Genomic DNA, 26,305 nt, shown 5'->3' on the forward strand with positions numbered 1-26,305 from the left:
CGTATCCTTCGGCCGTACGAGCGACAAGGGAGGCGCGATGCCGTCGGAGACCACGGTCCGGAGGCTCGTGGACGCGGCCGAGCACCTGTTCGCCGAGCGCGGCATCGACGCGGTCTCGCTGCGCGAGATCAACGCCGCCGCCGGGCAGCGCAACTCCACCGCGCTGCAGTACCACTTCGGCGACCGCGCCGGGTTGCTGAAGGCGGTGCTCGCCAAGCACCGGCCGGAGATCGAGGCACGACGCCACCAGCTCCTGGACGAGTACGAGGCACGCGGCCCGCTGCCTCAGGCCGACGCCCTGCGTTCGCTCGCCGCCGCGCTCGTCCGCCCGGCCGCCGCGAAGCTGGCCGACCCGGACGGCGGGCGTGACTATCTGCGCGTCATGGAGCAACTGGTCCACCGCGTGCCGCCCAGCCTCCCCGAGGACGGCGGCGGCAGCATCGGCCGCTGGCGTGAACTGGTCGCCCCCCTGCTGCCCGGGGCCGCCGTGCGCCTGCACCAGCGCTTCATGGCGATCCGCATGACGTACGTGGAGCTCGCCCGCCGGGCGGGCGGCCCTCCGGGCCGCGACGACCGGCTGTTCACCAGCCATCTGATCGACGTGGTCGCGGCGGTCCTCGCGAGCGAGGTCTCCGACGAGACCGCCCGCCTCCTCGCCGAGCGCGACCAGCGCCCCTGACGATCGGCGCGGAGCCGGCCCGGTTCGGCTTCCGCCCCGGACGACGCCGGCCGACGGCGGCTCGCGTCCTTCCCGGGTTTGCCCTTCAGGCAGGTGGGGAGGGGAGGACAGCACCGCCGGGGGATGGTTGCGGACAGCCTGTTTCGGCCTTCACGGTGGTCCGGAAAGGAGGAACGATGACCGAGCCTCAGCAGCCCGAGCTCCGGCGTTCCGGCGGGGGCGGCGCCAACGACGAGAACGTCGACGTCATTCCCGAATCGGCGAGCACCACGAAGTCGGACGGGCACCCGCACGGCACCGACAAGGGGAACAAGGGCGGCGGCGAGGGCGGCGGCGTTCCGCCGGACCAGCGGCCTCCGTACCCCGCATGAGCTCGCGGCACGAGTGACACGACGTGCGATCGGGACGGGCCGGGACGCGGAGGGGACACCGCGCCCGGTCTCCGCCCGGACGGATGGAGGCAATCGGGAGCGCGGGTGAGCGAGATACCGACCATCAAGAGCCTGGACGAGCTGACCGAGCTCGTCGAAAACCGGCCAAGCCTGTACCTGCGGTATTCCAAGGGTCCCGACGCCGACGCCGGCAAGCCGAGCGTCGACTACGAGAGCCGTCTGGAACTACCCGGCCTGTCGGTGACCGTGCTCGACGCCGAGCAGTGGTGGACCCTCCCGCTGCGTGACTGGCTGGCGCGACAGATCTGCAAGTACACCCACCTGGCCGAGAAGGACGAGGAGCGGCACGCGTGGGTGCTGACCGGACGTGTCGTGGCTCGCGGCCCCGACCACGAGCCGCTCATCGACCGGGTCGAGCCGGTCGCGTGGCTCGACGACTCCGTGGTCGAGCAGGCGCGCGAGCACTACGAGAAGGTGTTCGACGCAGGCCGCGACTCCACCGGCTGAGATCCGGGGGGCGCGGCCATCCGCCCCAAGTCCTCCGATCAGCGCGGAGATCGTTCGACGGGTAATCTTCAGGCCGGTGTGCCCGCTCCGGTCGCTCGCAGGGCGCGACGCGTTCAGCGGTGCTTTATATGCTTCTTTCTGCCTTGTCAGAGGGCGATCGCGAGGGTGGACATGGTCGAAAGAGCAGGCACGGTGAAGCGCGCGAGATCCACGCGTGCCGCGGGCGATGATCCCGAGTTGGATCTGCGGCAGCTCCTGGCCGGCCTCACCGCCGTACGGGACGGCGACTTCGGCACCCGGCTGCCGGACGAGGGAGACGGCCTGCTGAAGGAGATCGCCACCGTCTTCAACGGGATGGTCGACCAGCTGTCCCTGTTCACCTCCGAGGTGACGCGCGTGGCACGGGAGGTGGGCACCGAGGGCCAGCTCGGCGGCCAGGCCGAGGTGCCGGGAGTCTCGGGCACCTGGAAGGACCTCACCGACTCGGTGAACGCGATGGCCGGCAACCTCACCAGCCAGGTCCGCTCCATCGCCGAGGTCACCACCGCCGTCGCCAAGGGCGACCTCTCCCAGAAGATCACCGTCGACGCCCGCGGCGAGATCCTCGAACTCAAGAACACCGTCAACACCATGGTCGACCAGCTCTCGTCCTTCGCCGACGAGGTCACCCGCGTCGCCCGCGAAGTCGGCACCGAGGGCCAGCTCGGCGGCCAGGCGCAGGTGCCCGGCGTCGCCGGAACCTGGCGCGACCTCACCGACTCCGTCAACTCGATGGCCGGCAACCTCACCAGCCAGGTCCGCTCCATCGCCGAGGTCACCACCGCCGTCGCCAAGGGCGACCTCTCCCAGAAGATCACCGTCGACGCCCGCGGCGAGATCCTCGAACTCAAGAACACCGTCAACACCATGGTCGACCAGCTCTCGTCCTTCGCCGACGAGGTCACCCGCGTCGCCCGCGAAGTCGGCACCGAGGGCCAGCTCGGCGGCCAGGCCGACGTCAAGGGCGTCTCCGGCACCTGGCGCGACCTCACCGACTCGGTGAACTTCATGGCCGGCAACCTCACCAGCCAGGTCCGCAACATCTCCCAGGTCGCCACGGCGGTGGCCCGCGGCGACCTGTCGCAGAAGATCACGGTCGAGGCCAAGGGCGAGGTCGCCGCGCTCGCCCAGACCATCAACACCATGGTCGACACGCTGAGCGCGTTCGCCGACGAGGTCACCCGCGTCGCCCGCGAAGTCGGCACCGAAGGACGGCTGGGCGGCCAGGCCGACGTCAAGGGCGTCTCCGGCACCTGGAAGGCGCTGACCGAGTCGGTGAACGTCATGGCCGACAACCTCACCGACCAGGTGCGCAGCATCGCCGAGGTGACCACCGCGGTCGCCAAGGGCGACCTGTCGCAGAAGATCCGCGTCGACGCCCGGGGCGAGATCCTGGAGCTGAAGGAGACCATCAACACGATGGTCGACCAGCTCTCGTCCTTCGCCGACGAGGTCACCCGCGTCGCCCGCGAGGTCGGCACCGAGGGGCGGCTTGGCGGCCAGGCAACCGTACGCGGGGTGTCGGGCACCTGGAAGGACCTCACCGACTCCGTCAACGTGATGGCGTCCAACCTCACCAGCCAGGTCCGCTCCATCGCCCAGGTCGCCACGGCCGTCGCCAAGGGCGACCTGTCGCAGAAGATCACGGTCGAGGCCAAGGGCGAGGTCGCCGCGCTCGCCCAGACCATCAACACCATGGTCGACACGCTGAGCGCGTTCGCCGACGAGGTCACCCGCGTCGCCCGCGAGGTCGGCACCGAGGGCCAGCTCGGCGGCCAGGCCCGGGTGCCCAACGTCGCGGGCACCTGGAAGGACCTCACCGACAACGTCAACTCGATGGCCGACAACCTCACCAACCAGGTGCGCTCGATCGCCGAGGTCACGACGGCCGTCGCCCAGGGCGACCTGACCAAGAAGATCGACGTCGTCGCCCGGGGCGAGATCCTCGCGCTGAAGACGACCATCAACACGATGGTCGACCAGCTGTCCTCGTTCGCCGCCGAGGTGACCCGCGTCGCCCGCGAAGTCGGCAGTGAGGGGCGGCTGGGCGGGCAGGCCGAGGTCGAGGGCGTGTCGGGCACCTGGAAGCGGCTGACCGAGAACGTCAACGAGCTGGCCGGCAACCTCACCCGCCAGGTCCGTGCGATCGCCGAGGTGACCAGCGCGGTCACCTCGGGCGACCTGACCCGCTCCATCACCGTGGACGCCGAGGGCGAGCTGGCCGACCTCAAGGACAACGTCAACTCCATGGTGGAGTCGCTGCGCGAGTCGACCAGGGCCAACCAGGAGCAGGACTGGCTCAAGACCAACCTCGCCCGCATCTCGGGGCTCATGCAGGGCCACCGCGACCTGTCCACGGTCGCCGAGCTGGTCATGAACGAGCTGGCCCCGCTGGTCGACGCGCAGTACGGCACGTTCCTGCTGGCCGAGGAGACCCCGGCGGGCGCGGAGCTGCGGGTGGTCGGCTGCTACGGCCACCGCGAGACCTCGCGCCGGTACGCCTTCGGCGACTCGCTGGTCGGCCAGGCCGCACAGGCCAGGCGGACGATCCTGGTGGAGGACATCCCGCCGGGGTACCTGACGGTGTCGTCCAGCCTCGGCCAGGCGGGGCCCGTCGGCCTCATCGTGCTGCCCATCGTGGTCGAGGACCAGGTGCTCGGCGTGATCGAGCTGGCCAGCCTCGGGCGCTTCACCACGATCCACCGGCACTTCCTGGAGCAGCTCGTCGAGACGATCGGCGTCAACGTCAACACGATCGTGGCCAACGCCCGCACCGACGCGCTGCTGGCCGAGTCGCAGCGGCTCGCCACCGAGCTCCAGGTGCGGCAGGAGGAGTTGCAGCGCTCGAACGCCGAGCTGGAGGAGAAGGCGGAGCTGCTGGCCCAGCAGAACCGCGACATCGAGACCAAGAACAGCGAGATCGAGCAGGCCCGCCAGGAGCTGGAGGACCGGGCCCAGCAGCTCGCGCTGGCCTCGAAGTACAAGAGCGAGTTCCTCGCCAACATGAGCCACGAGCTGCGCACCCCGCTCAACTCGCTGCTCATCCTGGCGCAGCTGCTCGCTCAGAACCCCACCCGCAACCTGACGCCCAAGCAGGTGGAGTACGCCAACGTCATCCACTCGGCCGGCACCGACCTGCTCCAGCTCATCAACGACATCCTCGACCTGTCCAAGATCGAGGCCGGCAAGATGGACATCACGCCGGAGCCGGTCAGCCTGCGTCAGCTCCTCGACTACGTGGACGCCAACTTCCGCCCGCTGACCACCCAGAAGGGCCTGCGGTTCGGGGTCACCGTGGCCTCCGACGTGCCGGCCCGGCTGCTCACCGACGAGCAGCGACTGCGGCAGGTGCTGCGCAACCTGCTGTCGAACGCGGTCAAGTTCACCGAGGAGGGCTCGGTCGAGCTGCGGATCGAACGGGCGGCCGGCGTGGACCTGCCGGACGCCGGCGGCCAGGACATCCTGGCCTTCCACGTGGTGGACACCGGCATCGGCATCGCCGCCGAGAACCTCTCGCAAATCTTCGACGCCTTCCAGCAGGCCGACGGCACGACCAGCCGCAAGTACGGCGGGACCGGTCTCGGCCTGTCGATCAGCCGCGAGATCGCGACCCTGCTCGGCGGCGAGATCCGCGCCACCAGCACACTGGGCGAGGGCAGCACGTTCACGCTCTACCTCCCGCAGGCCCACTTCGACGACGCCGGAAGGGCCGAAGCAGAGCCGCCGGTGCTCGCCCCGCAGCCGGCGCCCGCCGCGGCGCGGGCCCCGTACGGCAGGGATGGCAGGGACGACAGCGGGGCGCGGCGCCGTCTCCTGGTCGTCGAGGCCAGGGCCGGCGGCCTGCTGTCCATGCTGGCGCAGAGCGTCGCGGCCGACCTGCGCGACACCCACGGGCCGGTGCAGGTGTCGACCGCGAACGACGCCCACTCGGCGCTGTCGATGCTGCGGCAGGAGAGCGTCCACTGCGTCGTGCTCGACCTCGGCATGCCCCACGACGCCGCGGTCGACTTCCTGAAAGGGCTCGACTCCGATCCCGTGCTGCGCGCGCTGCCGGTGCTCGCGCACCACTCGCGCAAGTTGTCACGCCCGCAGGAGGATCTGCTGCAGGTGCGCTCCCGCAACCAGCCGCTGGAGCGCCTGCCCAGCCTCGACGAGCTGCGTGAGCGGATCACCCTGCACCTGTCCGCGGAGGAGCCCGGCGACGTCCTGCCGCTCGTGCAGGCCGCCTCGGACGAGGGGGCGCAGGATGTCGGGAAGGTCGACAGCGCGCTGGTCGGCCGCAAGGTGCTGGTCGTCGACGACGACGTGCGCAACGTCTTCGCGCTCACCACGATCCTGGAACTGCACGGCATGCAGGTGCTGTACGCGGAGAACGGCCGCAAGGGCCTCGAGGTGCTGATGCGCAACGACGACGTCGACCTGGTGCTGATGGACATCATGATGCCGGAGATGGACGGCTACGCCGCCACCACCGCCATCCGGTCGATGCCGCGCTTCGCCCAGCTGCCGATCATCGCGGTCACCGCCAAGGCCATGCACGGCGACCGGGAGAAGACGCTGTCGTCGGGCGCGAGCGACTACGTGACCAAGCCGGTCGACGCCGAGGAGCTCATGCTGTGCATGCAGCGCTGGCTGGACCTGCCCGGCGACAGGTAGTCCGGGCCCTCAGCGCTGACGAGCCGACGCCGGGGCGGCGCGGCGGCCCCGGGCCGGCGCCCCCCGGTTCAGGTCCCGGTTCAGGTCCCGGTGCAGGTCCGCAAGGACCGCCCGGGCGGCCCGCCGTCCGGAGACGAGCGCGCCCTGGTGGGAACCGGTGTCCCGGTGGTCGCCGCACACGTAGCGCCGGGCGCCCAGGCCCACCTCTTCCAGCCGGACCGGGCGGCGCAGCGGCATCGGAGGCGGCATCGCGGGCAGGGCCGCCTCGATCGCGTAGGTGGCGACGTGCTCCCACGCGGAGGTGTCGCCGTAGATCTCGGTCAGCCTGGCCCGCACCCGGGGCTCGTCCACGGCGGTGTGGACGCCGAGGACCGACGTGGAGATCAGGGCGCGGCCGTCGGCGGAGTACTCGGGCGCGGCGTCGGTGAGCACGATCGTGTCGGTGATCACCCCGTGCGCGTCCACGATCAGCGTGGGCTCACCCAGGGGCGAGGACGGAGCGGCGTGGTAGAACGTCGTGACCGGCCGCATCGCCGGCACCGGCAGGCCGGGCACCAGCCGTCCGGCCGTGGGCGGATCGACGGCGACCACCACGGCACGCGCCTCCGCCTCGCCTCCACCGGCGAGCGCCACGCCCTCGGGGGTCAGCGCGCTCACCGGCGTCTCCAGCGAGATCGCGTCCCGCGGCAGGCGGTCGGCGAGCTGCGCGGGGATCCGCTCCATGCCGAGAGCCGGCACGCCGATCCTCCCCCGCGAGAACGACCTCCACAGCAGGTGGAAGATCCGGCCGGAGGTCTCCAGCTCCCGTTCCAGCACGACTCCCGCGAGAAGGGGACGGAAGAGCCTCTCGACGATCTCCGGGGACGCGCCCCAGCGCCGCAGCTCGGCCAGGGTGGTGCGCTCGGTGCCGCCGCGCCGCCGTACGAGGGAACCGGGCAGCAGCAGGTCGCGGCCGGTCACCGCGACCAGCACGGCCTTGTCGAACGGCGTGCCCACGGGAGCGAGCAGGCCGCTGAGCGCGTGTCGTGGATGCCGCCACGGCAGCGCCACCCGCTCGCGCCGGCCGTCCCGGAAGATCATCGCTCCGTTGGTGAACCGCCGCAGGTCCAGCGCGCCGATGTCGAGGACCCGGGCGGCCTCCGGATAGCTCGTGTTGAAGATCTGGAAGCCCCGATCGACGCGGAAGCCGTCCACCAGATCGGTGCGGACCCGGCCGCCCACACCGTCGGACGCCTCCAGCACCCGGACCGCCACACCCGCCCTGTGCAGGTGCCAGGCGCAGGCCAGGCCCGCGAGTCCCGCTCCGACGACGATCACCGTGGCAGGCTGTGGCATCGGGTCCCCCTTCCCCTGTCGCCACCGTACGGCGACGGCTCCTTCAGGGAATTCGCACCGGCCGGGACCGGCGGATGCAGCGGCGCCGCGGCCCGCCCTTCAGGCGTACCCGCTCCGGCGCCGCGTATCGAGGGCCTCCCCGCCTCGCGCGTCGAGGGCCGCCCGGCCGCGCCCCGGGCAGAGATCGGGCAGAGATCGGGGAGAGATCAGATCTGTGCTCGTTCACAGATCGGCGGGGCGGGCCGGAGGTGAAAGTTTCAGTGATCGGCGGGTGGTGCCCCCGCGCAGGCGGAACGCGGGTTCCCGGCCTGTCATGGCTCCTACCAGCCGGAGATCCGTATGTCCCTACGCGTCCGATGATTGCGTTCACATCAGCGAACCGTAGGCGATTGACCGCACCGCCGGTTTCGCGTTGTGATGGCGCACCCGGCACCCCGCACCCGGGGCTCGGCCCGACCTCCGGAGGTCCCGCACCGGAAACCCGATCACGCGCCCGGCGCGTTCCGGGCGCCGTCAGGGCTCTGCCGCCGCCCCCATCGGCACCCCCTTGGAGTTTGGATGACCACACGACGAAGATCCGCGCTGTTCGCCGCCGTGGCCACGGCCGCCGCACTCGCGGGGGCCGGAGTTCTGCCCGCCCTGCCGGCCGCGGCGGCGGCGGGCTGCCGGGTGGACTACCAGGTGACCAACCAGTGGCAGGACGGCTTCGGAGCCGCCGTCACGATCACCAATCTCGGCGACGCGGTCAACGGCTGGACGCTCACCTGGTCGTACGCCGCGGGCCAGACCGTCACGCAGGCGTGGAACGCCACGGTCAGCCAGAGCGGCACGCAGGTCAGCGCCAAGGACGCCGGCTACAACGCGTCGATCCCCACCGGCGGCACGGCGTCGTTCGGCTTCAACGGCTCGTGGAACAACTCCTCCAACCCCGTGCCCGCGAGTTTCGCGCTCAACGGCACCACCTGCACCGGCGGGGTCACGAGCAGTCCCAGTGCGAGTCCGACCCAGTCGCCCTCGGCAAGCCCCACGCCGAGCCCCACGCCGAGCCCCTCCGCGAGCCCGACGAGCATCCCGGCGGGCGCGCGGCAGATGGAGGACCTGAACCGCGGGCTGATCAGCGTACGGGCCGGCAGCGGCAACCTGGTCTCCTGGCGGCTGCTCGGCACCGAGAGCATCGGCACCGGGTTCAACGTCTACCGGGGTTCGACCAAGCTGAACTCCTCGCCGATCACCACCTCCACGAACTACCTCGACTCCGGGGCCGCCGCCGACGCCACCTACACCGTGCGGGCCGTGGTGAACGGCGCCGAGCAGGCGGCGTCGGAGACGTCGCTGCGCTTCACCGGCGGCGACCACCTCGACGTGCCCATCCAGCCGCCGTCCGGCGGCACCACGCCCGACGGGGTCGCCTACACCTACAGCGCCAACGACGCGAGCGTGGGCGACCTGGACGGCGACGGACAGTACGAGTTCGTGCTGAAGTGGGACCCGTCCAACGCCAAGGACAACTCCCAGTCCGGCTACACCGGCAACGTGTTCGTCGACGCGTACAAGCTCAACGGCACCCGCATGTGGCGGATCGACCTCGGCCGCAACATCCGCGCCGGCGCCCACTACACCCAGTTCCAGGTCTACGACTACGACGGCGACGGCAGGGCCGAGGTGGCGATGAAGACCGCCGACGGCACCAAGGACGGCACCGGCGTCGTCATCGGCAACTCCTCGGCCGACTACCGCAACTCCTCCGGCTACGTCCTGTCCGGTTCCGAATACCTGACCATGTTCAACGGCCAGACCGGCAAGGCGATGTCCACGGTCAACTACGACCCGCCGCGCGGCACGGTCTCCTCCTGGGGCGACAACTACGGCAACCGGGTCGACCGGTTCCTCGCCGCCACCGCCTACCTCGACGGGCAGCGGCCCAGCCTGATCATGTCGCGCGGCTACTACACCCGTACGGTCATCGCCGCGTGGGACTTCCGCAACGGCTCGCTCACCAAGCGATGGACGTTCGACTCCAACTCGGCCGGCAGCCAGTACACCGGCCAGGGCAACCACAACCTCGCCGTCGCCGACGTGGACGCCGACGGCAAGGACGAGATCGTCTTCGGCGCGATGGCGATCAACGACAACGGCTCCGCGCTGTGGAACACCCGCAACGGCCATGGCGACGCGCTGCACGTGGGCGACCTCGACCCGTCGCGCGCCGGACTGGAGGTGTTCAAGGTGGACGAGGACACCAGCAAGCCCGCGGCGTGGATGGCCGACGCCCGCACCGGCTCGATCATCTGGAGCAACGCCTCCTGCGGCTGTGACAACGGGCGCGGCGTCTCCGGCGACGTCTGGGCCGGCAGCCCGGGCGCCGAGTCGTGGTCGTCCGCCGTCAGCGGGATCTTCAACACCAAGGGGCAGAACGTCGGGCGCAAGCCGGGCTCGGCGAACTTCCTCGCCTGGTGGGACGCCGACCCGGTCCGGGAACTGCTCGACGGCACCCACATCGACAAGTACGGCACGGGCGGCGACACCCGCCTGCTGACGGCGAACGGCGTCCACTCCAACAACGGCACCAAGTCGACTCCGTCTTTGTCCGCCGACCTGTTCGGCGACTGGCGTGAGGAGGTCGTCTGGCCGACGAGCGACAACACCGCCCTGCGGATCTACAGCACGACCACGGCGGCGAGCCGTCAGATCCACACGCTGATGCACGATCCGACCTACCGGATGGCGGTCGCCTGGCAGAACACCGCCTACAACCAGCCGCCTCACACGGGATTCTTCCTCGGGGACGGCATGGCGACGCCCTCCAGGCCGAACATCTATGTGAGGTGATCTCCCCGGCGGCCGCGGACGTACCTGGCGAGCGTCCGCGGCCGCCGCGGCACACCGTCCCCGTCGGGTTCACGGGCTCGGTGTCGCGATCTTTCAGTGAGCCCGGCTGGATATGGTGCTTTTGTGGATGGGGGTACCTCGGAAATCTCCGCGCCTCGCCGCCGCGGCATGCGTTCCGTCGCGGAGCTGGCCGGCGTCTCGCCGTCGACGGTGAGCAACGTCCTGAACAATCCCGAGCTGGTCGCCGAGGAGACCCGCCGGCGCGTCCTGGCGGCGATGGAGCAGGTCGGGTACGTGCCCAACAACGTGGCCAGGCGGCTGCGCGGCGTCCCGAGCCCGCTGGTCGGCGCGGTGGTGCTCGACCTGGCCAACGCGTTCTTCACCGAAGTGTGCCGGGGTGTGGAGGACCGGCTGCTGCAGGACGGGTGCATGCTGATGACCTGCAGCACCGACGTGCAGCCGGGCCGTGAGCAGCACTACCTGAGGGAGCTGGAGAAGCAGGGAGTGCGCGGCGTGCTGATCACGCCGGTCGCGACCGGTGTGGAACCGCTGGTCGCCCTGTCCGGGCGCGGCGTCCCGGTGGTGCTGCTCGATCATCGAGGCGACGGACGGTTGTGCTCGGTATCGGTCGACAACGTCGCGGGCGGCGAGCAGGCCGCCGCCCACCTGATCTCCCTGGGGCACCGGCGGGTCGTCATGCTCACCGGCTCGGTGGAGGTGCAGCAGACCGCCGACCGGCACGCGGGGGTGCGCAAGGCGTTCCGGGATGCGGGGCTGGATCCCGACCGGGCGGTGGTGGAGGTGCGGATACCTCCGCCGGACGTGGCCGCGACCGCCGAGGCCGCCCTGGAGCACATCCTGCGGCTGCCCGACCGGCCGACCGCGATCATCTGTCTCAACGACCTCGCGGCGCTGGGCGTGATCAGCGGCCTGCGCGACCGGGGGATCGCGGTCCCCGAGCAGATGTCGGTGGTGGGGTACGACGACGTGGTGTTCGCCCCGCAGCTCGCTCCGCCGCTCACCACCGTGTGGCAGCCCAAGCGGGAGCTGGGGCGGACCGCCGCCGCGATGCTGCTGGACGAGTCACGACCCGGCCACCGGCACCAGAGCCTGGTCTACCGGCCGCGGCTGGTCGTACGCGCCTCGACGGCACCCCCCTGTCCGTGACCGGGCCGAGGCCACGATGGCGAGCGGCCCGGCCCCCCTCGGATTCCGAAAGTTTCAGAGGGGGAATCACGCTCCGCTGAGCGCCTTCCCCGGGCTGACCTGAAACGAAACAACCCCTTCTCCGACCCCGCTCCGACACTGCGTCAGGGCATGTTTGACGCCTTCACGTCCGCATTCCTAGCGTCTCGTGACATCCACCACCGACCGCGACTCTTCATCAGATTGGACGATTCATGAAACGTTTAATCTGGCCGTCGGCCCGCCTCGCGGTGGCCGCCGGCACCGTCTGCGTGGCGATCACAGGCGTCGTCGCCGCGCAGACTCCCGCCTCCGCCGCAGTGGCCTGCAGAGTCAGCTACGAGATCACCAACCAGTGGCAGGGCGGCTTCGGCGCCGGCGTGACGATCGAGAACCTGGGTGACGCCGTCAACGGCTGGCGGCTGACCTGGAGCTTCGGCGCCGGCCAGCAGATCACCCAGCTCTGGAACGGCACCGTCAGCCAAAGCGGCGCGAACGTCACCGTCACCGACGCCGGCTACAACGCCGCCATCGGCTCGGGAGGCAGCGCCGCCTTCGGGTTCAACGGCTCCTGGAACGGCTCCAACCCGGTCCCCGCGTCCTTCTCCCTCAATGGGACGGTGTGCGACGGCACCCACTCCTCGCCCTCGCCCAGCGCGAGCCCCAGCCGGCCGGCGAGCCCGAGTCCGTCGACCGGCGCCTCACCCTCGGCGAGCCCGAGCGCCAGCCCCTCCCCCGTCCCCGGCGGCGCCAAGCAGGCCGAGAAGCTGGACCGCGGTCTGATCAGCGTGCGCTCCGGCAGCGGCAATCTGGTGTCCTGGCGGCTGTGGGGCACCGAGTCGCGTGACACCTCCTTCAACGTCTACCGGGGCGGCACCCGCGTCGCCACCGTCACCAACTCCACCAACTACCTCGACTCCGCCGCCCCGGCCGACGCCGCGTACACGGTGCGCCCGGTCGACGGCGGCACCGAGGGAGCGGCCTCGGAGACCTCGCTGCGCTTCGCCAACGGCTACCTGGACGTGCCGATCAGCCCGCCGGGCGGCTCCTACAGCGCCAACGACGCCAGTGTCGGCGATCTGGACGGCGACGGCAGGCTGGACCTGGTGCTCAAGTGGGACCCGTCCAACGCCAAGGACAACTCCCAGGCCGGGGTCACCGACCCGGTGTACGTCGACGGCGTCAAACTGGACGGCACCCGGTTGTGGCGCATCAACCTGGGCCGCAACATCCGCGCCGGCGCCCACTACACCCAGTTCCAGGTCTACGACTACGACGGCGACGGCAGGGCCGAGGTGGCGATGAAGACCGCCGACGGCACCGTCGACGGCACCGGCAAGACCATCGGCAACGCCTCCGCCGACTACCGCAACTCTGACGGCTACGTCCTGTCCGGTCCCGAATACCTGACCATGTTCAACGGCCGCACCGGCGCCGCGATGTCCACCGTCAACTACGACCCGCCGCGCGGCACGGTCTCCTCCTGGGGCGACAGCTACGGCAACCGGGTCGACCGGTTCCTCGCCGCCACCGCCTACCTCGACGGGCAGCGGCCCAGCCTGATCATGTCGCGGGGCTACTACACCCGTACGGTCATCGCCGCGTGGGACTTCCGCGACGGCTCACTGACCAAGCGATGGACGTTCGACTCCAACTCCAACACCGCCTATGCCGGACAGGGCAACCACAACCTGTCGATCGCGGATGTCGACGCCGACGGCAAGGACGAGATCGTCTTCGGTTCCATGGCGATCGACGACAACGGCCGCCCGCTGTGGAACACCCGCAACGGCCACGGTGACGCCATGCACGTCGGCGACCTCGACCCCTCCCGCCCCGGCCTGGAGGAGTTCAAGGTCGACGAGGACAGCAGCAAGCCCGGCTCCTGGTTCGCCGACGCCCGCACCGGCCAGGTGCTGTGGTCCACCGCCTCCGGCGGTGACAACGGCCGCGGCGTGTCGGCCGACATCTGGGCCGGCAGCCCCGGCGCCGAGTCCTGGTCGGCCCGGGACGGCTCCCTGCGCAGCCCCCGCGGCGCCGCCCTGGGCCGCAAGCCGGGCTCGATGAACTTCCTCGCCTGGTGGGACGCCGACCCCGTCAGGGAACTGCTCGACGGCACCCACATCGACAAGTACGGCACGGGCGGCGACACCCGCCTGCTGACCGCCAGTGGCGTGCACTCCAACAACGGCACCAAGTCCACCCCTTCGCTGTCGGGCGACATCCTCGGCGACTGGCGGGAGGAGGTCGTCTGGCCCACCACCGACAACCGGGCCCTGCGGATCTACTCCACCTCCGCCGTCACCACGGCCAAGATCCACACCCTGCTGCACGACCCGCAGTACCGCGTCGCCCTGGCCTGGCAGAACACCGCCTACAACCAGCCGCCCCACCCGAGCTTCTTCATCGGCGACGGCATGGCCACCCCGCCCCAGCCCAAGGTCTACCTGCGCTGATCCACCGGCCGTCACCGGCGGTCGCGCCGATCCCGGGCCCCGGCATCCCTCGATGCCGGGGCCCGGCAGCCGTCCGGGGTGATCCCCGGCGGCGCCCCACGGACGTCTTCACCCAGTCGGCGGATGCCGCGTGACCTGCGCCTTTTCGGGTAGGCCAGTCTCAGCGGAGGGCCGAGGGGGTGGCAGGATGCGATCGTCGATCAGTCTCGGCCGCGTGGGCGGGGTCCCGGTCGGGCTCAACATCAGCGTCCTGGTGATCGTCGTGATCCTGGTGATCGGACTGGCCTACGGGCGCTTCCCCATCGCCTTTCCCGGCCTGCCGACGGCGGCCTACGTGCTGGCCGCCCTGGTGTCGGCCGCGCTCTTCCTCGCCTCGCTGCTCGCGCACGAGCTCGCCCACGCGATCGTCGCCAAGCGGCACGGCATCGAGGTGACGGGCATCACGCTCTGGCTGCTCGGCGGGGTGGCCGAGCTGCGCGGGGAGCCCCGCTCCCCCGGCGCCGACCTCAAGATCGCGGGAGTGGGGCCGCTGACCAGCGTCGTGCTCGGCGGCGTCTTCGCCCTCGTGTCGTGGGGGGTTTCCGTCATCGGCGCACCACCGCTGGCCAGCGGGATGTTCGGCTACCTGGCCGCGGTGAACGTGCTGCTGGCCGTGTTCAACCTGGTGCCCGCCGCCCCGCTGGACGGCGGCCGGGTGCTGCGGGCCTTCCTGTGGGCCCGCTGGCACGACCGCATGCGGGCCGCCGTGGCCGCCGCCAGGGCCGGCCGGGTCTTCGGCTACGTCCTGATCGCCGTCGGCTTCCTCAACCTCGTCTCCGGCCTCGGCCTCCAGGGATTCTGGCTGGCCCTGATCGGCCTGTTCCTGGTGAACGCGGCCAGCGCCGAGGAGCAACAGACGCAGATCGCCGCCGCCCTCCACGGGATCACGGTGGGCGAGGTGATGTCGCGCGACCCCGTTGTCGCCCATCCCGGCGAGACGGTGGCCGGTCTGGTCGACCGGCTCGTGCTGCGCCATCATCTGTCCACCTATCCGCTGCAGGACGACGACGGCCGGTTCGCGGGACTGGTGACACTGGGCCGCATCCGGCGCGTCCCACCCGAGGACCGGGCGATCACCAGGTTGCGCGACATCGCCTGCCCGCCGCCGGACGTGCCCGCCGCGCGGCCCGACGACCAGCTCACCGAGTTGCTCCAGCGGATGAGCGGCAGCACGGACGGCCGGGCCGTGGTGCTCGACGACGGCCACCTCGTCGGCCTGGTCACCCCGACCGACATCAGCCGGACCATCCAGACCGTGGACCTGCGGGCGCACGAGCCGTACCGCACGCCGCGCGGCGCGGATCTCGCACCGCCGACGCCCGGAGGCCCCACCCAGGGCCCTACCACCGGGGGCCCCGGTGGTACGGCCCCGCCGTCCGGCCGCCGCGACGCCGCCTGAGCGCCCGGCCCTGCTCATCCGGGCTCATCGCGGCTCATCCGGGCTCGTCGGCGGCTCGTGCGGGCCGGGTCACTCGTCGGCCGGCTCCTCGACGTCGTCGGGCGAGTCGGCGCCGGGGGCGTGCCAGTCGCCGGACCCTCCCCCGGGCTCCGCCCCGGGCTCCGCGTCGGGTGACTGCGCCAGCGGCGGCAGCCGGTCCGGGATCAGGTCTTCCGGCCCCGCGTTCTCCTTCGGCATGGCGTCCTCCTCGGGCCGCGCCTCTCCGTCTCCGCGTACCCCCCTGCGGCGCGGGCATTCGGTCACACCGCAAGACGGTCGTGGGAGCCGAAAACAGACCCGCGAGCCGTGTTGAAAGGGAGACCAGGGGTAGGCGAACGGTGCGGCCGGATCGGACAAAGCGGCCGTAACTGCTAGTGGCAGGCTCTCAAGGAGGTGGGGATATGACGATCGTCGACGACACGGCGGTCGAACGACGGCGGCTGCGGTTCGAGCGGGACGCGCTGCCGTACATCGACCAGATCTATGCCGGCGCCCTACGGCTCGCCCGGAACCCCACCGACGCCGAAGACCTGGTGCAGGACGTGTACATGCGGGCCTTCAGCAACTTCCACCAGTTCCGCGAGGGCACGAACCTGCGGGCCTGGCTGTACCGCATCCTGACCAACACCTACATCAACACCTATCGCAGGCAGCAGCGGCAGCCGCAGCGGGCCGCGACCGAGGACGTGGAGGACTGGCAGCTCGCCGAGGCGGCGTCGCACACCTCGTCCGGGCTCAAGTCCGCCGAGGTGGAGGCGCTGGAGGGGCTGCCCGACTCCCGGGTGAAGCAGGCACTGCAGGAACTGCCCGAGGACTTCCGCCTGGCGGTCTACCTCGCCGACGTGGAGGGCTTCGCCTACAAGGAGATCGCGCAGATCATGGACGTCCCCATCGGCACGGTCATGTCGCGGCTGCACCGGGGACGCCGGCAGCTGCGGGCCAAGCTGGAGGACTACGCCGCCGAGCTCGGGCTGCTCCGGTCGGCGAGCGCCGCCGCGCGGGCCGGCGAGTAAACCTGGTGCGCTGTCCACGAGCCTTGGCCGGGTCGGTCACTGCGCCGGAGAGAACCTCCGGTCCTCGTCTCCCTTCCGCTCCGCTCCCTCGACCCCGGTGAACGTTGATGGACAACCTGGGCGAAAAGAGCTCAGGCGTCCTCGCGCTCGGGGTTCTCCAACCGGAAGAAGTTGCTCGGGCTGCCGTCCTTGCGGTGCTCCTGATAGATGAAGTTGAGATTGCGCTCCTCGAACGTCGTGAACCACTCGTCCCAGGAGATCTTCTTCAGGTCGCCGCCGCCGTAGCCCGGGAAGTCGAACCGGAGGACCCCGGGACGGCCCTCGTGCTCGGTGCCGGGGACGGTCGCGGGTGTGGCGTCCCGTTCCTCGGCCCATCGCCTGATCACCTCGTGGTCGGTCGTGATCAGGCTGCGCCCAGGACGCTCCTCATGCTCGTCCGCGGAGGAAATCTCCTGCTCGTACTTGTGCTCGCCGGTGACCGGGTGGTGCTGCTCGGACATGTCGACACCTCCCCCTCGTCCTCCCTACCCGGCGCCACCCGCCTTACCCTGCCGCCTCACCCTGCGGCCTTCCCCTTCAGCCGGATCCAGGCGGCGGACTCCTCCCCCGGGGCGTACGCCGAGTCGAGGCGCTTGCCCACCACGCCGGGCAGGTCCTGCTCGGCCGCCGCCCGCCTCACCGCGTGGACCTCCCCCGGCCAGGACGGCGCCGTCTGCCAGCGCGGCCCGTTCACCGCGAGGCTCTCCAGGCCCGTACGGCGACACTCGAACGGCTCGTCCAGCAACGAGCGGCCGTCGTCGTACAGCAGGTCGTAGGCGACGTAGACGGAGGTGCCGCCGACCGTGACGACCTCGCCGTCGAGCACGGCGGCCCTGCTGCCGAACGACTCGGCCAGCGGGCGCAACCAGCGGTGCTCCGCGGTGACGTCCGTGCCACCCGGGTCACGCAGGGTGAGCCTGCCGCCCTCCACGTACGCGAGCGCCCGCGCACCGCCCCACCAGAACTCCCAGGCGTACGCCTCGGGATCGCGCGGCACGCGGGCGCGGGGCACCGGCGTCATCGGCGCGAGCGCGGGCGGCGGTTCCCACTGCCCGCTGGGCGGGTCCATCCGGTGGATCATCCAGTTGCGGCCGCGGGTCTGGAACAGCACGTACCGGCCGGCGACCCGTGAGCCACTCAGCACGATCTTGACCTCGCGGTCGTTCCACTTCTCGGTCGCGTAGTGGCCGCGGTCCCAGATCGTCATCGTGCCGCCGCCGTACTCGCCCTTGGGGATCTCGCCCTCGAACCGGGCGTACTCCACAGGGTGGTCCTCGGTGTGGACGGCGAGGTGGTTGGTCCCGGGGCCGGGCGGCAGCCCCTTGGGGATCGCCCAGGAGACCAGCACCCCGCCCCGCTCCAGGCGCAGGTCCCAGTGCAGGGACCGGGCGTGGTGCTCCTGGATGACGAACGTGTCGTCCTCGCCCCGCGGCAGCGGCCCTTCGGCGGGGATCGGCTCGCTGGTGCGCGTCGCGTCGCGCTTGGCCCGGTAGGTCTCGAGTCTGTCCGCCACCCCACTCGTCCTACCCAGGGTGCGGCTCGCCGTGGGTGACAAGCGTGTCACCTTGTAGCGCCATGTCCGGTTAAGGACTTCGTGACCCTTTGGTAATGGCGCCTTACTATCGTCACCCACCATGAGTTCAGCGATCAGGTTGACCGCCGGCGCCACCACCGTGGCCCTCGGTCTCCTCCTGCCCGGCGCCCCCGCCTCAGCGGCCCCGAGCCACCCGGTCACGATCACCGTGATGGCCAGCTCCGACACCCACGGAAACGCGCTCAACTGGGACTACTACAAGAACGCGGAGTACGACGACAGCGCGCACAACGACGTGGGCCTGGCGAAGATCTCGACGATGGTGTCGAAGATCAGGGCCGACCGCGGCGCCGACCACACCCTGCTGTTCGACTCCGGTGACACCCTCCAGGGCACGCCGCTGGACTACTACTACGCCAAGGTCGAGCCGATCACCTCGACCGGCGAGGTCCACCCCATGGCCAAGGCCATGAACGCCATCGGGTACGACGCCGTGACCTTGGGCAACCACGAGTTCAACTACGGCCTGCCGCTGCTCGGCGCGTGGGTCAAGCAGATGAAGGCGCCGGTCCTCGGCGCGAACGCCGTCTCCGCCAAGACCGGCCTGCCGGCCTACCAGCCGTACGTCATCAAGACCATGAAGGTGAAGGGCGAAAAGCCGATCAAGGTGGGCGTGCTCGGCCTCACCAATCCCGGCGTCGCGATCTGGGACAAGGCGAACGTCGACGGGAAGCTCAAGTTCCTCGACCTCGTCGCGACCGCCAAGAAGTGGGTGCCGGTCATCCGCGGCCTCGGCGCCGACGTGGTCCTGGTCACCGCCCACGCGGGGGACGACGGCATGTCGTCCTACGGCTCCGACCTGCCGGTGGAGAACGCCGCGGCCATGGTCGCCGAGCAGGTGCCCGGCGTCGACGCCGTCCTGTTCGGCCACGCGCACAACGACGTGCCGCAGCGCTTCGTCACCAACAAGGTGACCGGACAGCAGGTGCTGCTGACCGAGCCCGCCAAGTGGGGCCAGCGCCTCAGCGTCGTCGACTTCACCCTCGCCAAGCAGCGCGGGAAGTGGACGGTGACCGGCAAGTCGTCCACCACGCTCAACACCAACACGGTGGCCGAGGACCCGAAGATCGTCGCGCTGATGAAGGAGCAGCACGACAAGACCGTCGGCTACGTCAACAAGGTCATCGCGCAGTCCACCCAGCAGTTGTCGGCGGCCGAGTCGCCGTACAAGGACACGCCGATCCTCGACTACATCCAGAAGGTCCAGACCGACCTGGTGAGCAAGGCCATCGCCGGCGGCGCCGACGCCTCGCTGCCGGTGCTGTCGATCGCCGCGCCGTTCAGCCGCACCGCCGTCTTCCCCGCCGGGCCGGTCAGCGTCCGCGACATGGCCGGGCTGTACGTCTACGACAACACGCTGCTCGGCATCAAGCTGACCGGCGCCCAGGTCAAGGACTTCCTGGAGTACTCGGCGAAGTACTTCGCCCAGGTCGCCCCGGGCGCCCCGATCGACCTCGCCACGCTCACCAACGCCGGCGGCACGCCCGACTACAACTACGACCAGCTCTCCGGCGTGTCGTACGACATCGACATCTCCAAGCCGGTAGGCCAGCGCATCGTCGGCCTGTCGTACCAGGGCAAGCCGGTCACAGACGACCAGCAGTTCGTGGTGGCCATCAACAACTACCGCCAGTCGGGCGGCGGCGGCTTCCCGCACGTCTCGACCGCCCCGGTGGTCTACAACGCGCAGGTGGAGATCCGCCAGGCGCTGATCGAGTATGCCGCCGCGACCGGCACCATCGACCCGGCCACGTTCGCCGAGGCGAACTGGAGGCTCGTCCGCGACGGGGTTCCCGTCTTCTCCTGAGCACCGCGACGGGGGGTGGCCGGCGTCGCCGGCCACCCCCCGTCTGCTTCGAGACCGCCTGAGCCTCCGCATCCCGAACCGGATAATCCCGATTTTGTGGACGGTCCTGCCACTGCCCGATACCCTCCTGCCGGGTCGAGATTGTTGGATCTTCAATGACAGGGTGGGGACGGCGTGGCGCGCTCGTGGAGGGAGCTTCCCACCGGCCGGGTCGTGCACCTGAACGGCGACCCGGACGCCGTCGCACTGGCGGCCGAACCGCTGCCCGATGACGCGCCCGCGCTCGTGACGTACGTCCCCCGCCCGGCCAGGACGCCCGCGGACGTGGTCGCCGATGTGCTGGGGGAGCTGGAGTCCGCCGCGCTGGCGATGTTTCCCGCCTGGCTGCCCGAGGCGGACGGCATCACCGGGCCCGGCGGCGCGGCCGTCCCCGCCGTCCGTGTCCTCGCCCTGCGTGCGGGCTCCGCGAGCGGCCACTTCACTCCCTTCCTCGCCCACCTCGCGGAGCGCGCCCTGCGCGATCGGGACGCCGCGAGCGGAGTCGCGGCGAGCGGGGCCAGGGCCGGTGCCGGTAGGGCCGGCCGGGCCCGGAGATTCCCGCCCGAGATCCGCGCCGCCGGGCTGGCCCGGGTGCTCCGCGCGGGCTACCGGCGGCCGGAGGCCGCGATCCTCGTGCGGATGCCGCCCGAGCTCCCCATGTCCGCGGAGCAGGTGCTGGTGGCGGCGGGCGAATGGCTGGCCCACCACGGCGGGTTCGGCGTCTGGCTCACCGGGCCTCCCCCGCGCTCCGTCGACCGGATCGAGACCGTGGCCGCTCCGATTCCCGAGGAGGTCGCGGCGCTCGTCCACTCGACGTCCACCGCTTCCGGCGGTCCCGAATCCGGCGGTGACGGCTCCGGCGGCCGGGACCGGCGGCCGACGCCGCCGCCGCTCACCTATCCGCCCCTCGCAGGGTTGCCGCATCCGGCCAGCACCGCCGAGCGGCGGCTGGAGGCGGCTCTGACGCCGTGCGCCTGGGCGGCGGGCCGCGAGTGGAACCAGCTCCACGCCTCCGGGCCGCTCAGCCCCCCGATCCGCGTCGACCTGCTGTGGCGTGCCGAGCGGTGCGTGATCGAGATCGACGGCCCGGAGCATCTCCGGCCGCTCCGCCTCGCCGCGGACAGGCAGCGCGACCTGCGCCTCCTCCGGGACGGCTACGCCGTACGCCGCTTCACCAACGAGCAGGTGCTGGAACGCCTCGGCACCGTGCTCGCCGAGTTGGAGCGCTTCCTCCACCAGTGCCGCAATGGAACGCTCGAAGGGTCACTCCATGCCTGAAAAGCCGCTATCTCAGCGTGAGACCGCCATTTTGTTGCTCCTCATGGCCGAGGCCCGCGAGTTCACGAACCCCGAGCTCGACGAGCAGTTCGGCCTGAAGATCGAGAAAGGCGAACGCGAGCACCTGCACCGACTCAAGCTGATCGATGTCGGCAAGAGGGGGCAGGCGTTCACGTACACACTGAGCGAGGACGGCTGGGCCACCGCAGCCGAGATCTTCCGCAACGGCGTCCCCAGGTCCAGCCGTCTCGCCGCACGGGCACTCGAAGCGGTCGTCCGGGCCATGGTCTCCGGACTTCTGCGGCACATGGAGCGGACCGGGAGCCCTCTCGCCGAGATCTTCGGACGGGAGGAGGACCTCACCCCGGCAGGCCTGACGACATCCGTGGACGAGCCCGTGGACGAGCCGGCGCCCAAGCGTGAGGCCGCGGCCGTACAGGAACCGACGCCCATGCGTGGCGCGGTGCCGCCTGTCGTGAGCCTTGCCGGGACGCCCACCACCGTCACCTCAGGCACCACCCTCACCTCAGGCACCACCGTCACCTCAGCCGCCGCAGGCACCGCCGTCGCCTCCGGTGCCGACGTCGAGACGAGGATCAGGAAGGCGTACGCGCAGCTCGCCGGCAAGCCGAACGCATGGGTCAGCCTGACCCACCTGCGTCCGCTGCTGGCCGACGCCCCCCGGGACGAGGTCGACGCCACCCTGCGCCGGATGATCGGTCTGCCGGACGTGCGTCTGGTGCCCGAGTCCAACCAGAAGATGCTCACCGACGAGGACAGGAGCGCGGCTGTCGTGATCGGGGACCAGGCCAAGCACCTCATTTTGATCGGGGCATGATGACGAGCGACGAACTCAACGCCCTTCGGGCCCTGCGGTTCAACTACACGCGGGTCGCCGACGACGTGTGGCGCCCGTTGCCGTTCCATGTCGAGGGACTGCACCGGGACACCTCGCAGGTCATCCTCAACGGCCTGATGGAGGCGGAGGAAAGCGACGCCGCGAGTCCCATCGGCGTCGTGATACAGGGCCAGCGGGGAACGGGCAAGACCCACCTGCTCGGCTGGGTCCGTCAGAAGGTGCACGAGGAGGACGCCTACTTCTTCCTGGTGAGCCTGCTCGACGCGAAGGACTTCTGGGAGAGTGTGCTCCTCTCCATGCTCGACAGCCTCTCCCGGCCGATGGCGGGAGACGGGAGCCAGCTGAGAGAACTCCTGTGGCGCCTCTGCGTGCTCGCCGAGGTGCCGCAGACGGCTCGCGGCCCGATCATCGGCGACGCCCCCCTGTCCCGGGCGGACCTGGACGCCTTCATCCATGCCCTGCGCCGCTACGACCAGCATGTCGGCCGGGACGTGCAGGACACCGCACGGGCCCTCACGCTGCGGGCCTCGCATGACCTGGCGGCGCAGGACATCGGTGACGCCTACCTCATCTCTGCGCCGCAGGGGGAGCCCGGCGAACGCGCGGGATGGGGCTTCCGGACCGTCGAGAAGACACCGCAGGAGATCGTCCACGACCTGTCCGGCCTTCTCGCGCTGACCGGTCCCTCCGTCATCGCCGTGGACCAGGTCGACACGCTGATCGCCCAGTCGTCGACCCGCACCGAGGGAGGGTCGACGGAGGACGCTGAGCACCGGAGAACGATCGAACGCGTCGCGGGGGGCCTGATGACCCTTCGTGAGGTGACCCGCCGCACCCTGACGGTCCTGTCCTGCCTCCCGCAGACATGGACGTTGATCGGAGAGCATGCCACCGACACCGTCCAGGACCGCTTCCGGACGACCCTGCCGCTGAGGACGATCCCGGATGCGGCGACCGGCATCGCGCTGGTGGAGAAGCGGTTCAGCGCGCAGTACGGCGCGATCGGGTTCACGCCCCCGTACCCGACGTGGCCGGTGAAGCCGGAGGCGTTCGAGGAGGCGTACCAGTACACCCCTCGCCAGTTGCTGATCCGGATCGACAAGCACGTCCGGTCGTGCCTGGCCACCGGGCAGGTCACGGAACTGGAACAGCTGACCGACTCCCGGCCCGGCGAGATCGTCCCCGTCAAACGACTCCCGGACCCGGAAACGAAAACGAACCCGGGACCTCGACCGGGACCGGACTTCAGCGCGCTCGACAAGCGGTTCGCGGAGTTGCGAAGGCTGGCGGACGTGATGGAGGCGCTGGACCCGATCACGGAGGACGTCGTGATGCCGGGGCTGCTGTCGGCCGGGCTGTCCGCCTGGATCTCCGAGCAGGGCGAGGACGGGCGCCTGTTCACCCAGGACCCGCCTCCGAGCACGAAGCCGCCCCTGCACGCCCGCCTGCGGCGGACACTGGACGAGGCGACGGAAAACGAGGCCCACTGGTGCTTCCGGGCCATCTCGGCGTCCCATCACATCGCCGCGCTCAACCGGCTGAAGGCCGCGTCCACGGCGGCCGGGCTCGACGAGCGGATACCCGCGCGAAAACTGTTCGTGCTCAGGAACCAGAGCTGGGCCAAGGGACCTGTCACCCAGGAGACCCTGGCCGCCTTCGAGCAGGCGGGAGGCCGTGTGCTGCGGATCGAGGAGGACGACCTCCAGATCTTCGCCGCACTCCGTGCCCTGATCGCCGACAACCCGCCGGACCTCCAGGCATGGCTCGTCGCTCGCAAGCCGACGAGCGAGGTGAAGCTGTTCGCCGAGGCACTGAGCGACGCGATCGTTCCGCATGTGCCCGCCGTCGGGAGTGGAAGGTCCTCGCGGACGACCCGGTCTCCGGATCGTCCCCGGCACACCGCCAATCCCGGCCGGCACCTGCTCCAGCGGCAGACCGTGCCACGACTCGAGCCGCTGCCGCCCGTAGAAGCGCCGTCTCCGGTGCCCGGCGATGCGCCGGCCCCCGCTGCCGGCGACGTGCCCGCCCCGGCCTTCGGCAGTGCTCCGTCCCCGTCGCTTGACAGCATCCCGGAGCCGGCCGGTGCGAGTGTGACGCTTGCCTACGGCGTTGACCTCGGCCCGGCCAATGCCGATGTGCAGGTCTGGCCACCGCTCCCCCTCCCCGAGGCATCGCCCGTGGAGGAGCCGTCAGCCGAGACCCTGACCCCTGCGGTGCTCTCCACGCAGGCACCGCCGATCGAGACGCCGTCCCCGGAGATGCCGTTCCCGGAGATGCTGCCCTCGGAGGCACCATCCGTGCAGGCACCACCGGTCGAGACGCCGTTCTCGGAGGTGCTGCCCTCCGAGGTGCTCTCCACGCAGACACCGCCGATCGAGACACCGTTCCCGGAGATGCTGCCCTCGGACGCACCGTCAGCCGAGACCCTGACCCCTGCGGTGCTCTCCACGCAGGCACCGCCGATCGAGACGCCGTCCCCGGAGATGCCGTTCCCGGAGATGCTGTCCCTGGAGACACCGTCCACGGAGACGGCGGTCTGGGAGATGCCGTTCCCGGAGATCCGGCCTGTGGAGGAACCTGCAGCGGAGGCACCGACCTTCGAGGAACCGGTCGCGGAGATGCCGTACCTCGAGGAACCGGTCGCGGAGATGCCGTACCTCGAGGTTCCGACTCTTGAGGTGCCGTACATCGGGGAGCCGGCCGGCAATAGCCCGCGCGGGCTGCTGCCGGCGGACGAGGCTGCCGCGCATCCGTACCTGACGATCGGGGCGGCGGCCTCGGACGGCCGGCCGGTACGGATTCCGTTGGAGGCCCTGCGCAAGCACGCGGCGATCTTCGCCGGTTCGGGCTCCGGCAAGACGGTGCTGATCCGCCGTCTCGTGGAGGAGTGCGCCCTTCAAGGAGTCTCGGCCATCGTCCTCGACGCGAACAACGACCTCGCGTTGCTCGGCGACCGGTGGCCGGAACCCCCCGCCGAGTGGGGCGAGGACGACGCGGCGAAGGCCGACGACTATCTCGCGAACACCGACGTGATGATCTGGACGCCGCGCAAGGAGTCGGGACGCCCGCTGAGCTTCCAGCCGCTGCCCGACTTCGCCGGCGTCGCCGACGACGCGGACGAGTTCAACGAGGCGGTGGACGCCGCGCTCGCCGCGCTCGTGCCCCGGGCTAAGCTGGAGGCCAAGACGGCCAAGGCCCATCTGGGCCAGGCGGTGCTCCGCGAGGCCGTCGCCCACTACGGACGGCGCGGCGGCACGGGGCTGGGCGGCCTGATCGCCCTGCTCGACGACCTGCCGGACGGCGTGAGCAGTCTCGAAGGCGCGGCGAGGCTCGCGACCGAGATGGCGCAGCATCTGAGGGCGGAGACGATCAGCGATCCGCTGTTCGCGGGGACCGGGACGCCCGTCGATCCCGGCGTCCTGCTGACGCCGCCGGATAGAAAGCGGGCCCGCGTTTCGGTGATCAGCCTCACCGGCATGGCCTCCGACGCTCAGCGGCAGGGCTTCGTCAACCAGCTGCAGATGGCGCTGTTCTCCTGGATCAAGCGGCATCCGGCCGGAGACCGGCCGCTCGGCGGGCTGTTCGTGATGGACGAGGCCCAGACGTTCGCGCCTTCCGGGGCGGCGACCGTGTGCACCCAGAGCACGCTCGCCCTCGCCGCCCAGGCCCGCAAGTACGGCCTCGGGCTGGTGTTCGCCACCCAGGCGCCCAAGGGCCTGCACAACCGGATCACCGGCAACGCCGCCACCCAGTTCTTCGGGCTGCTCAACGCGCCGGCCCAGATCACGGCGGCGCGGGAGCTGGCGAGGGCCAAGGGCGGCGACGTCCCCGACGTGTCGCGGCTGCGCTCCGGCCAGTTCTACGCGGCGTTCGAGGGCGGGTCCTTCACGAAGGTCCGTACGCCCCTGTGCCTGAGCCACCACCCGGCCAGCCCCCTGACGAGCGAGGAGGTCGTGGCCCGGGCGAACCGGTCCTGAGACCGTCGATCGTGCGGCGCCGGCTCCGCTTCCCGAGGCACCTGGGGGCCGGCGCCGCGCCGCACTCGCCGGTCCCGCCTTCGGCACGGTCAGGCGCCGGCGTCCGGGTCAGCCTGTCGCTCCTCCCGATCTCCGGGAGCGCGC

General features: G+C 70.9%; 17 protein-coding genes. 13 read left to right on the top strand and 4 right to left on the bottom strand.

The features are described 5' to 3' along the window. Window positions 1–37 precede the first annotated feature (37 nt). The 4 genes from ACQPZZ_RS31470 (at window position 38) to ACQPZZ_RS31485 (ending at window position 6,273) form a co-directional block, all read left to right on the top strand. A complete protein-coding gene (locus ACQPZZ_RS31470; protein ID WP_432925053.1) occupies window positions 38–679 on the top strand; it encodes a helix-turn-helix domain-containing protein in 642 nt (213 codons plus the stop codon). Between the two features lie 176 nt (window positions 680–855). After that, window positions 856–1,050 (top strand): hypothetical protein, encoded by a 195-nt coding sequence (locus tag ACQPZZ_RS31475; protein ID WP_432925055.1) that lies wholly within the window; start codon window positions 856–858, stop codon window positions 1,048–1,050. A 105-nt stretch (window positions 1,051–1,155) separates the two neighbouring features. Next, window positions 1,156–1,578, top strand: coding sequence for a DUF6098 family protein (locus tag ACQPZZ_RS31480; RefSeq protein WP_363640551.1), 423 nt, complete (start codon window positions 1,156–1,158; stop codon window positions 1,576–1,578). A gap of 171 nt (window positions 1,579–1,749) precedes the next feature. Beyond that, window positions 1,750–6,273 (top strand): HAMP domain-containing protein, encoded by a 4,524-nt coding sequence (locus ACQPZZ_RS31485; protein WP_432925057.1) that lies wholly within the window; start codon window positions 1,750–1,752, stop codon window positions 6,271–6,273. 9 nt (window positions 6,274–6,282) lie between these two features. On the opposite strand, the gene ACQPZZ_RS31490 is transcribed toward ACQPZZ_RS31485, so the two are convergent. After that, a complete protein-coding gene (locus ACQPZZ_RS31490) occupies window positions 6,283–7,608 on the bottom strand; it encodes an NAD(P)/FAD-dependent oxidoreductase (protein ID WP_432925059.1) in 1,326 nt (441 codons plus the stop codon). A 558-nt stretch (window positions 7,609–8,166) separates the two neighbouring features. Here ACQPZZ_RS31490 and ACQPZZ_RS31495 point away from each other — a divergent pair. The 4 genes from ACQPZZ_RS31495 (at window position 8,167) to ACQPZZ_RS31510 (ending at window position 15,516) form a co-directional block, all read left to right on the top strand. Beyond that, entirely contained in the window at window positions 8,167–10,437 is a 2,271-nt protein-coding gene (locus ACQPZZ_RS31495; RefSeq protein ID WP_432925061.1) for a cellulose binding domain-containing protein, read from the top strand. Between the two features lie 168 nt (window positions 10,438–10,605). Continuing rightward, window positions 10,606–11,604, top strand: a complete 999-nt coding sequence (locus ACQPZZ_RS31500) for a LacI family DNA-binding transcriptional regulator (protein WP_432925063.1) — start codon at window positions 10,606–10,608, stop codon at window positions 11,602–11,604. A gap of 233 nt (window positions 11,605–11,837) precedes the next feature. After that, window positions 11,838–14,078: a cellulose binding domain-containing protein gene (locus ACQPZZ_RS31505; RefSeq protein WP_432925065.1), complete on the top strand. Its 2,241-nt coding sequence runs from the start codon at window positions 11,838–11,840 to the stop codon at window positions 14,076–14,078. Between the two features lie 187 nt (window positions 14,079–14,265). After that, window positions 14,266–15,516: a site-2 protease family protein gene (locus tag ACQPZZ_RS31510; RefSeq protein ID WP_432925067.1), complete on the top strand. Its 1,251-nt coding sequence runs from the start codon at window positions 14,266–14,268 to the stop codon at window positions 15,514–15,516. Window positions 15,517–15,585: 69 nt separating this feature from the next. Here ACQPZZ_RS31510 and ACQPZZ_RS31515 read toward each other — a convergent pair whose 3' ends face one another. Beyond that, complete coding sequence (locus ACQPZZ_RS31515) at window positions 15,586–15,753, bottom strand: hypothetical protein (protein WP_432925069.1); 168 nt, start codon at window positions 15,751–15,753, stop codon at window positions 15,586–15,588. A 203-nt stretch (window positions 15,754–15,956) separates the two neighbouring features. On the opposite strand from ACQPZZ_RS31515, the gene ACQPZZ_RS31520 reads away from it, so the two are divergent. After that, on the top strand, window positions 15,957–16,568 hold the full coding sequence (locus ACQPZZ_RS31520) for a sigma-70 family RNA polymerase sigma factor (RefSeq protein WP_363640540.1): 612 nt from the start codon (window positions 15,957–15,959) through the stop codon (window positions 16,566–16,568). Window positions 16,569–16,699: 131 nt separating this feature from the next. Here the strand turns inward: ACQPZZ_RS31520 and ACQPZZ_RS31525 are convergent, their stop codons facing one another. Then, on the bottom strand, window positions 16,700–17,068 hold the full coding sequence (locus ACQPZZ_RS31525) for a hypothetical protein (RefSeq protein WP_363640538.1): 369 nt from the start codon (window positions 17,066–17,068) through the stop codon (window positions 16,700–16,702). Window positions 17,069–17,124: 56 nt separating this feature from the next. After that, window positions 17,125–18,120 (bottom strand): DNA polymerase ligase N-terminal domain-containing protein, encoded by a 996-nt coding sequence (locus ACQPZZ_RS31530; protein WP_432925071.1) that lies wholly within the window; start codon window positions 18,118–18,120, stop codon window positions 17,125–17,127. Between the two features lie 121 nt (window positions 18,121–18,241). On the opposite strand from ACQPZZ_RS31530, the gene ACQPZZ_RS31535 reads away from it, so the two are divergent. From ACQPZZ_RS31535 to ACQPZZ_RS31550, 4 genes are all read left to right on the top strand, one after another. After that, window positions 18,242–20,008, top strand: coding sequence for a bifunctional metallophosphatase/5'-nucleotidase (locus ACQPZZ_RS31535; RefSeq protein ID WP_432925073.1), 1,767 nt, complete (start codon window positions 18,242–18,244; stop codon window positions 20,006–20,008). Between the two features lie 174 nt (window positions 20,009–20,182). After that, window positions 20,183–21,325: an endonuclease domain-containing protein gene (locus ACQPZZ_RS31540; RefSeq protein ID WP_432925075.1), complete on the top strand. Its 1,143-nt coding sequence runs from the start codon at window positions 20,183–20,185 to the stop codon at window positions 21,323–21,325. Next, window positions 21,318–22,163, top strand: a complete 846-nt coding sequence (locus tag ACQPZZ_RS31545; RefSeq protein ID WP_432925077.1) for a hypothetical protein — start codon at window positions 21,318–21,320, stop codon at window positions 22,161–22,163. The genes ACQPZZ_RS31540 and ACQPZZ_RS31545 overlap by 8 nt, the downstream gene beginning before the upstream one ends. Next, window positions 22,160–26,161 (top strand): helicase HerA domain-containing protein, encoded by a 4,002-nt coding sequence (locus ACQPZZ_RS31550; RefSeq protein WP_432925079.1) that lies wholly within the window; start codon window positions 22,160–22,162, stop codon window positions 26,159–26,161. The genes ACQPZZ_RS31545 and ACQPZZ_RS31550 overlap by 4 nt, the downstream gene beginning before the upstream one ends. Window positions 26,162–26,305: the final 144 nt, after the last annotated feature.

The sequence above is a fragment of the Microbispora sp. CA-135349 genome, from assembly GCF_050947365.1.
GTDB lineage: Bacteria > Actinomycetota > Actinomycetes > Streptosporangiales > Streptosporangiaceae > Microbispora.

What these genes read in the sequence shown, in the direction of transcription:
- ACQPZZ_RS31490 (WP_432925059.1), bottom strand. Translation starts at nt 7,608, where the DNA reads ATGCCACAGCCTGCCACGGTGATCGTCGTCGGAGCGGGACTCGCGGGC.
- ACQPZZ_RS31475 (WP_432925055.1), top strand. Translation starts at nt 856, where the DNA reads ATGACCGAGCCTCAGCAGCCCGAGCTCCGGCGTTCCGGCGGGGGCGGC.
- ACQPZZ_RS31545 (WP_432925077.1), top strand. Translation starts at nt 21,318, where the DNA reads ATGCCTGAAAAGCCGCTATCTCAGCGTGAGACCGCCATTTTGTTGCTC.
- ACQPZZ_RS31495 (WP_432925061.1), top strand. Translation starts at nt 8,167, where the DNA reads ATGACCACACGACGAAGATCCGCGCTGTTCGCCGCCGTGGCCACGGCC.
- ACQPZZ_RS31550 (WP_432925079.1), top strand. Translation starts at nt 22,160, where the DNA reads ATGATGACGAGCGACGAACTCAACGCCCTTCGGGCCCTGCGGTTCAAC.
- ACQPZZ_RS31535 (WP_432925073.1), top strand. Translation starts at nt 18,242, where the DNA reads ATGAGTTCAGCGATCAGGTTGACCGCCGGCGCCACCACCGTGGCCCTC.
- ACQPZZ_RS31500 (WP_432925063.1), top strand. Translation starts at nt 10,606, where the DNA reads ATGCGTTCCGTCGCGGAGCTGGCCGGCGTCTCGCCGTCGACGGTGAGC.
- ACQPZZ_RS31485 (WP_432925057.1), top strand. Translation starts at nt 1,750, where the DNA reads ATGGTCGAAAGAGCAGGCACGGTGAAGCGCGCGAGATCCACGCGTGCC.
- ACQPZZ_RS31505 (WP_432925065.1), top strand. Translation starts at nt 11,838, where the DNA reads ATGAAACGTTTAATCTGGCCGTCGGCCCGCCTCGCGGTGGCCGCCGGC.
- ACQPZZ_RS31525 (WP_363640538.1), bottom strand. Translation starts at nt 17,068, where the DNA reads ATGTCCGAGCAGCACCACCCGGTCACCGGCGAGCACAAGTACGAGCAG.
- ACQPZZ_RS31520 (WP_363640540.1), top strand. Translation starts at nt 15,957, where the DNA reads ATGACGATCGTCGACGACACGGCGGTCGAACGACGGCGGCTGCGGTTC.
- ACQPZZ_RS31515 (WP_432925069.1), bottom strand. Translation starts at nt 15,753, where the DNA reads ATGCCGAAGGAGAACGCGGGGCCGGAAGACCTGATCCCGGACCGGCTG.
- ACQPZZ_RS31470 (WP_432925053.1), top strand. Translation starts at nt 38, where the DNA reads ATGCCGTCGGAGACCACGGTCCGGAGGCTCGTGGACGCGGCCGAGCAC.
- ACQPZZ_RS31510 (WP_432925067.1), top strand. Translation starts at nt 14,266, where the DNA reads ATGCGATCGTCGATCAGTCTCGGCCGCGTGGGCGGGGTCCCGGTCGGG.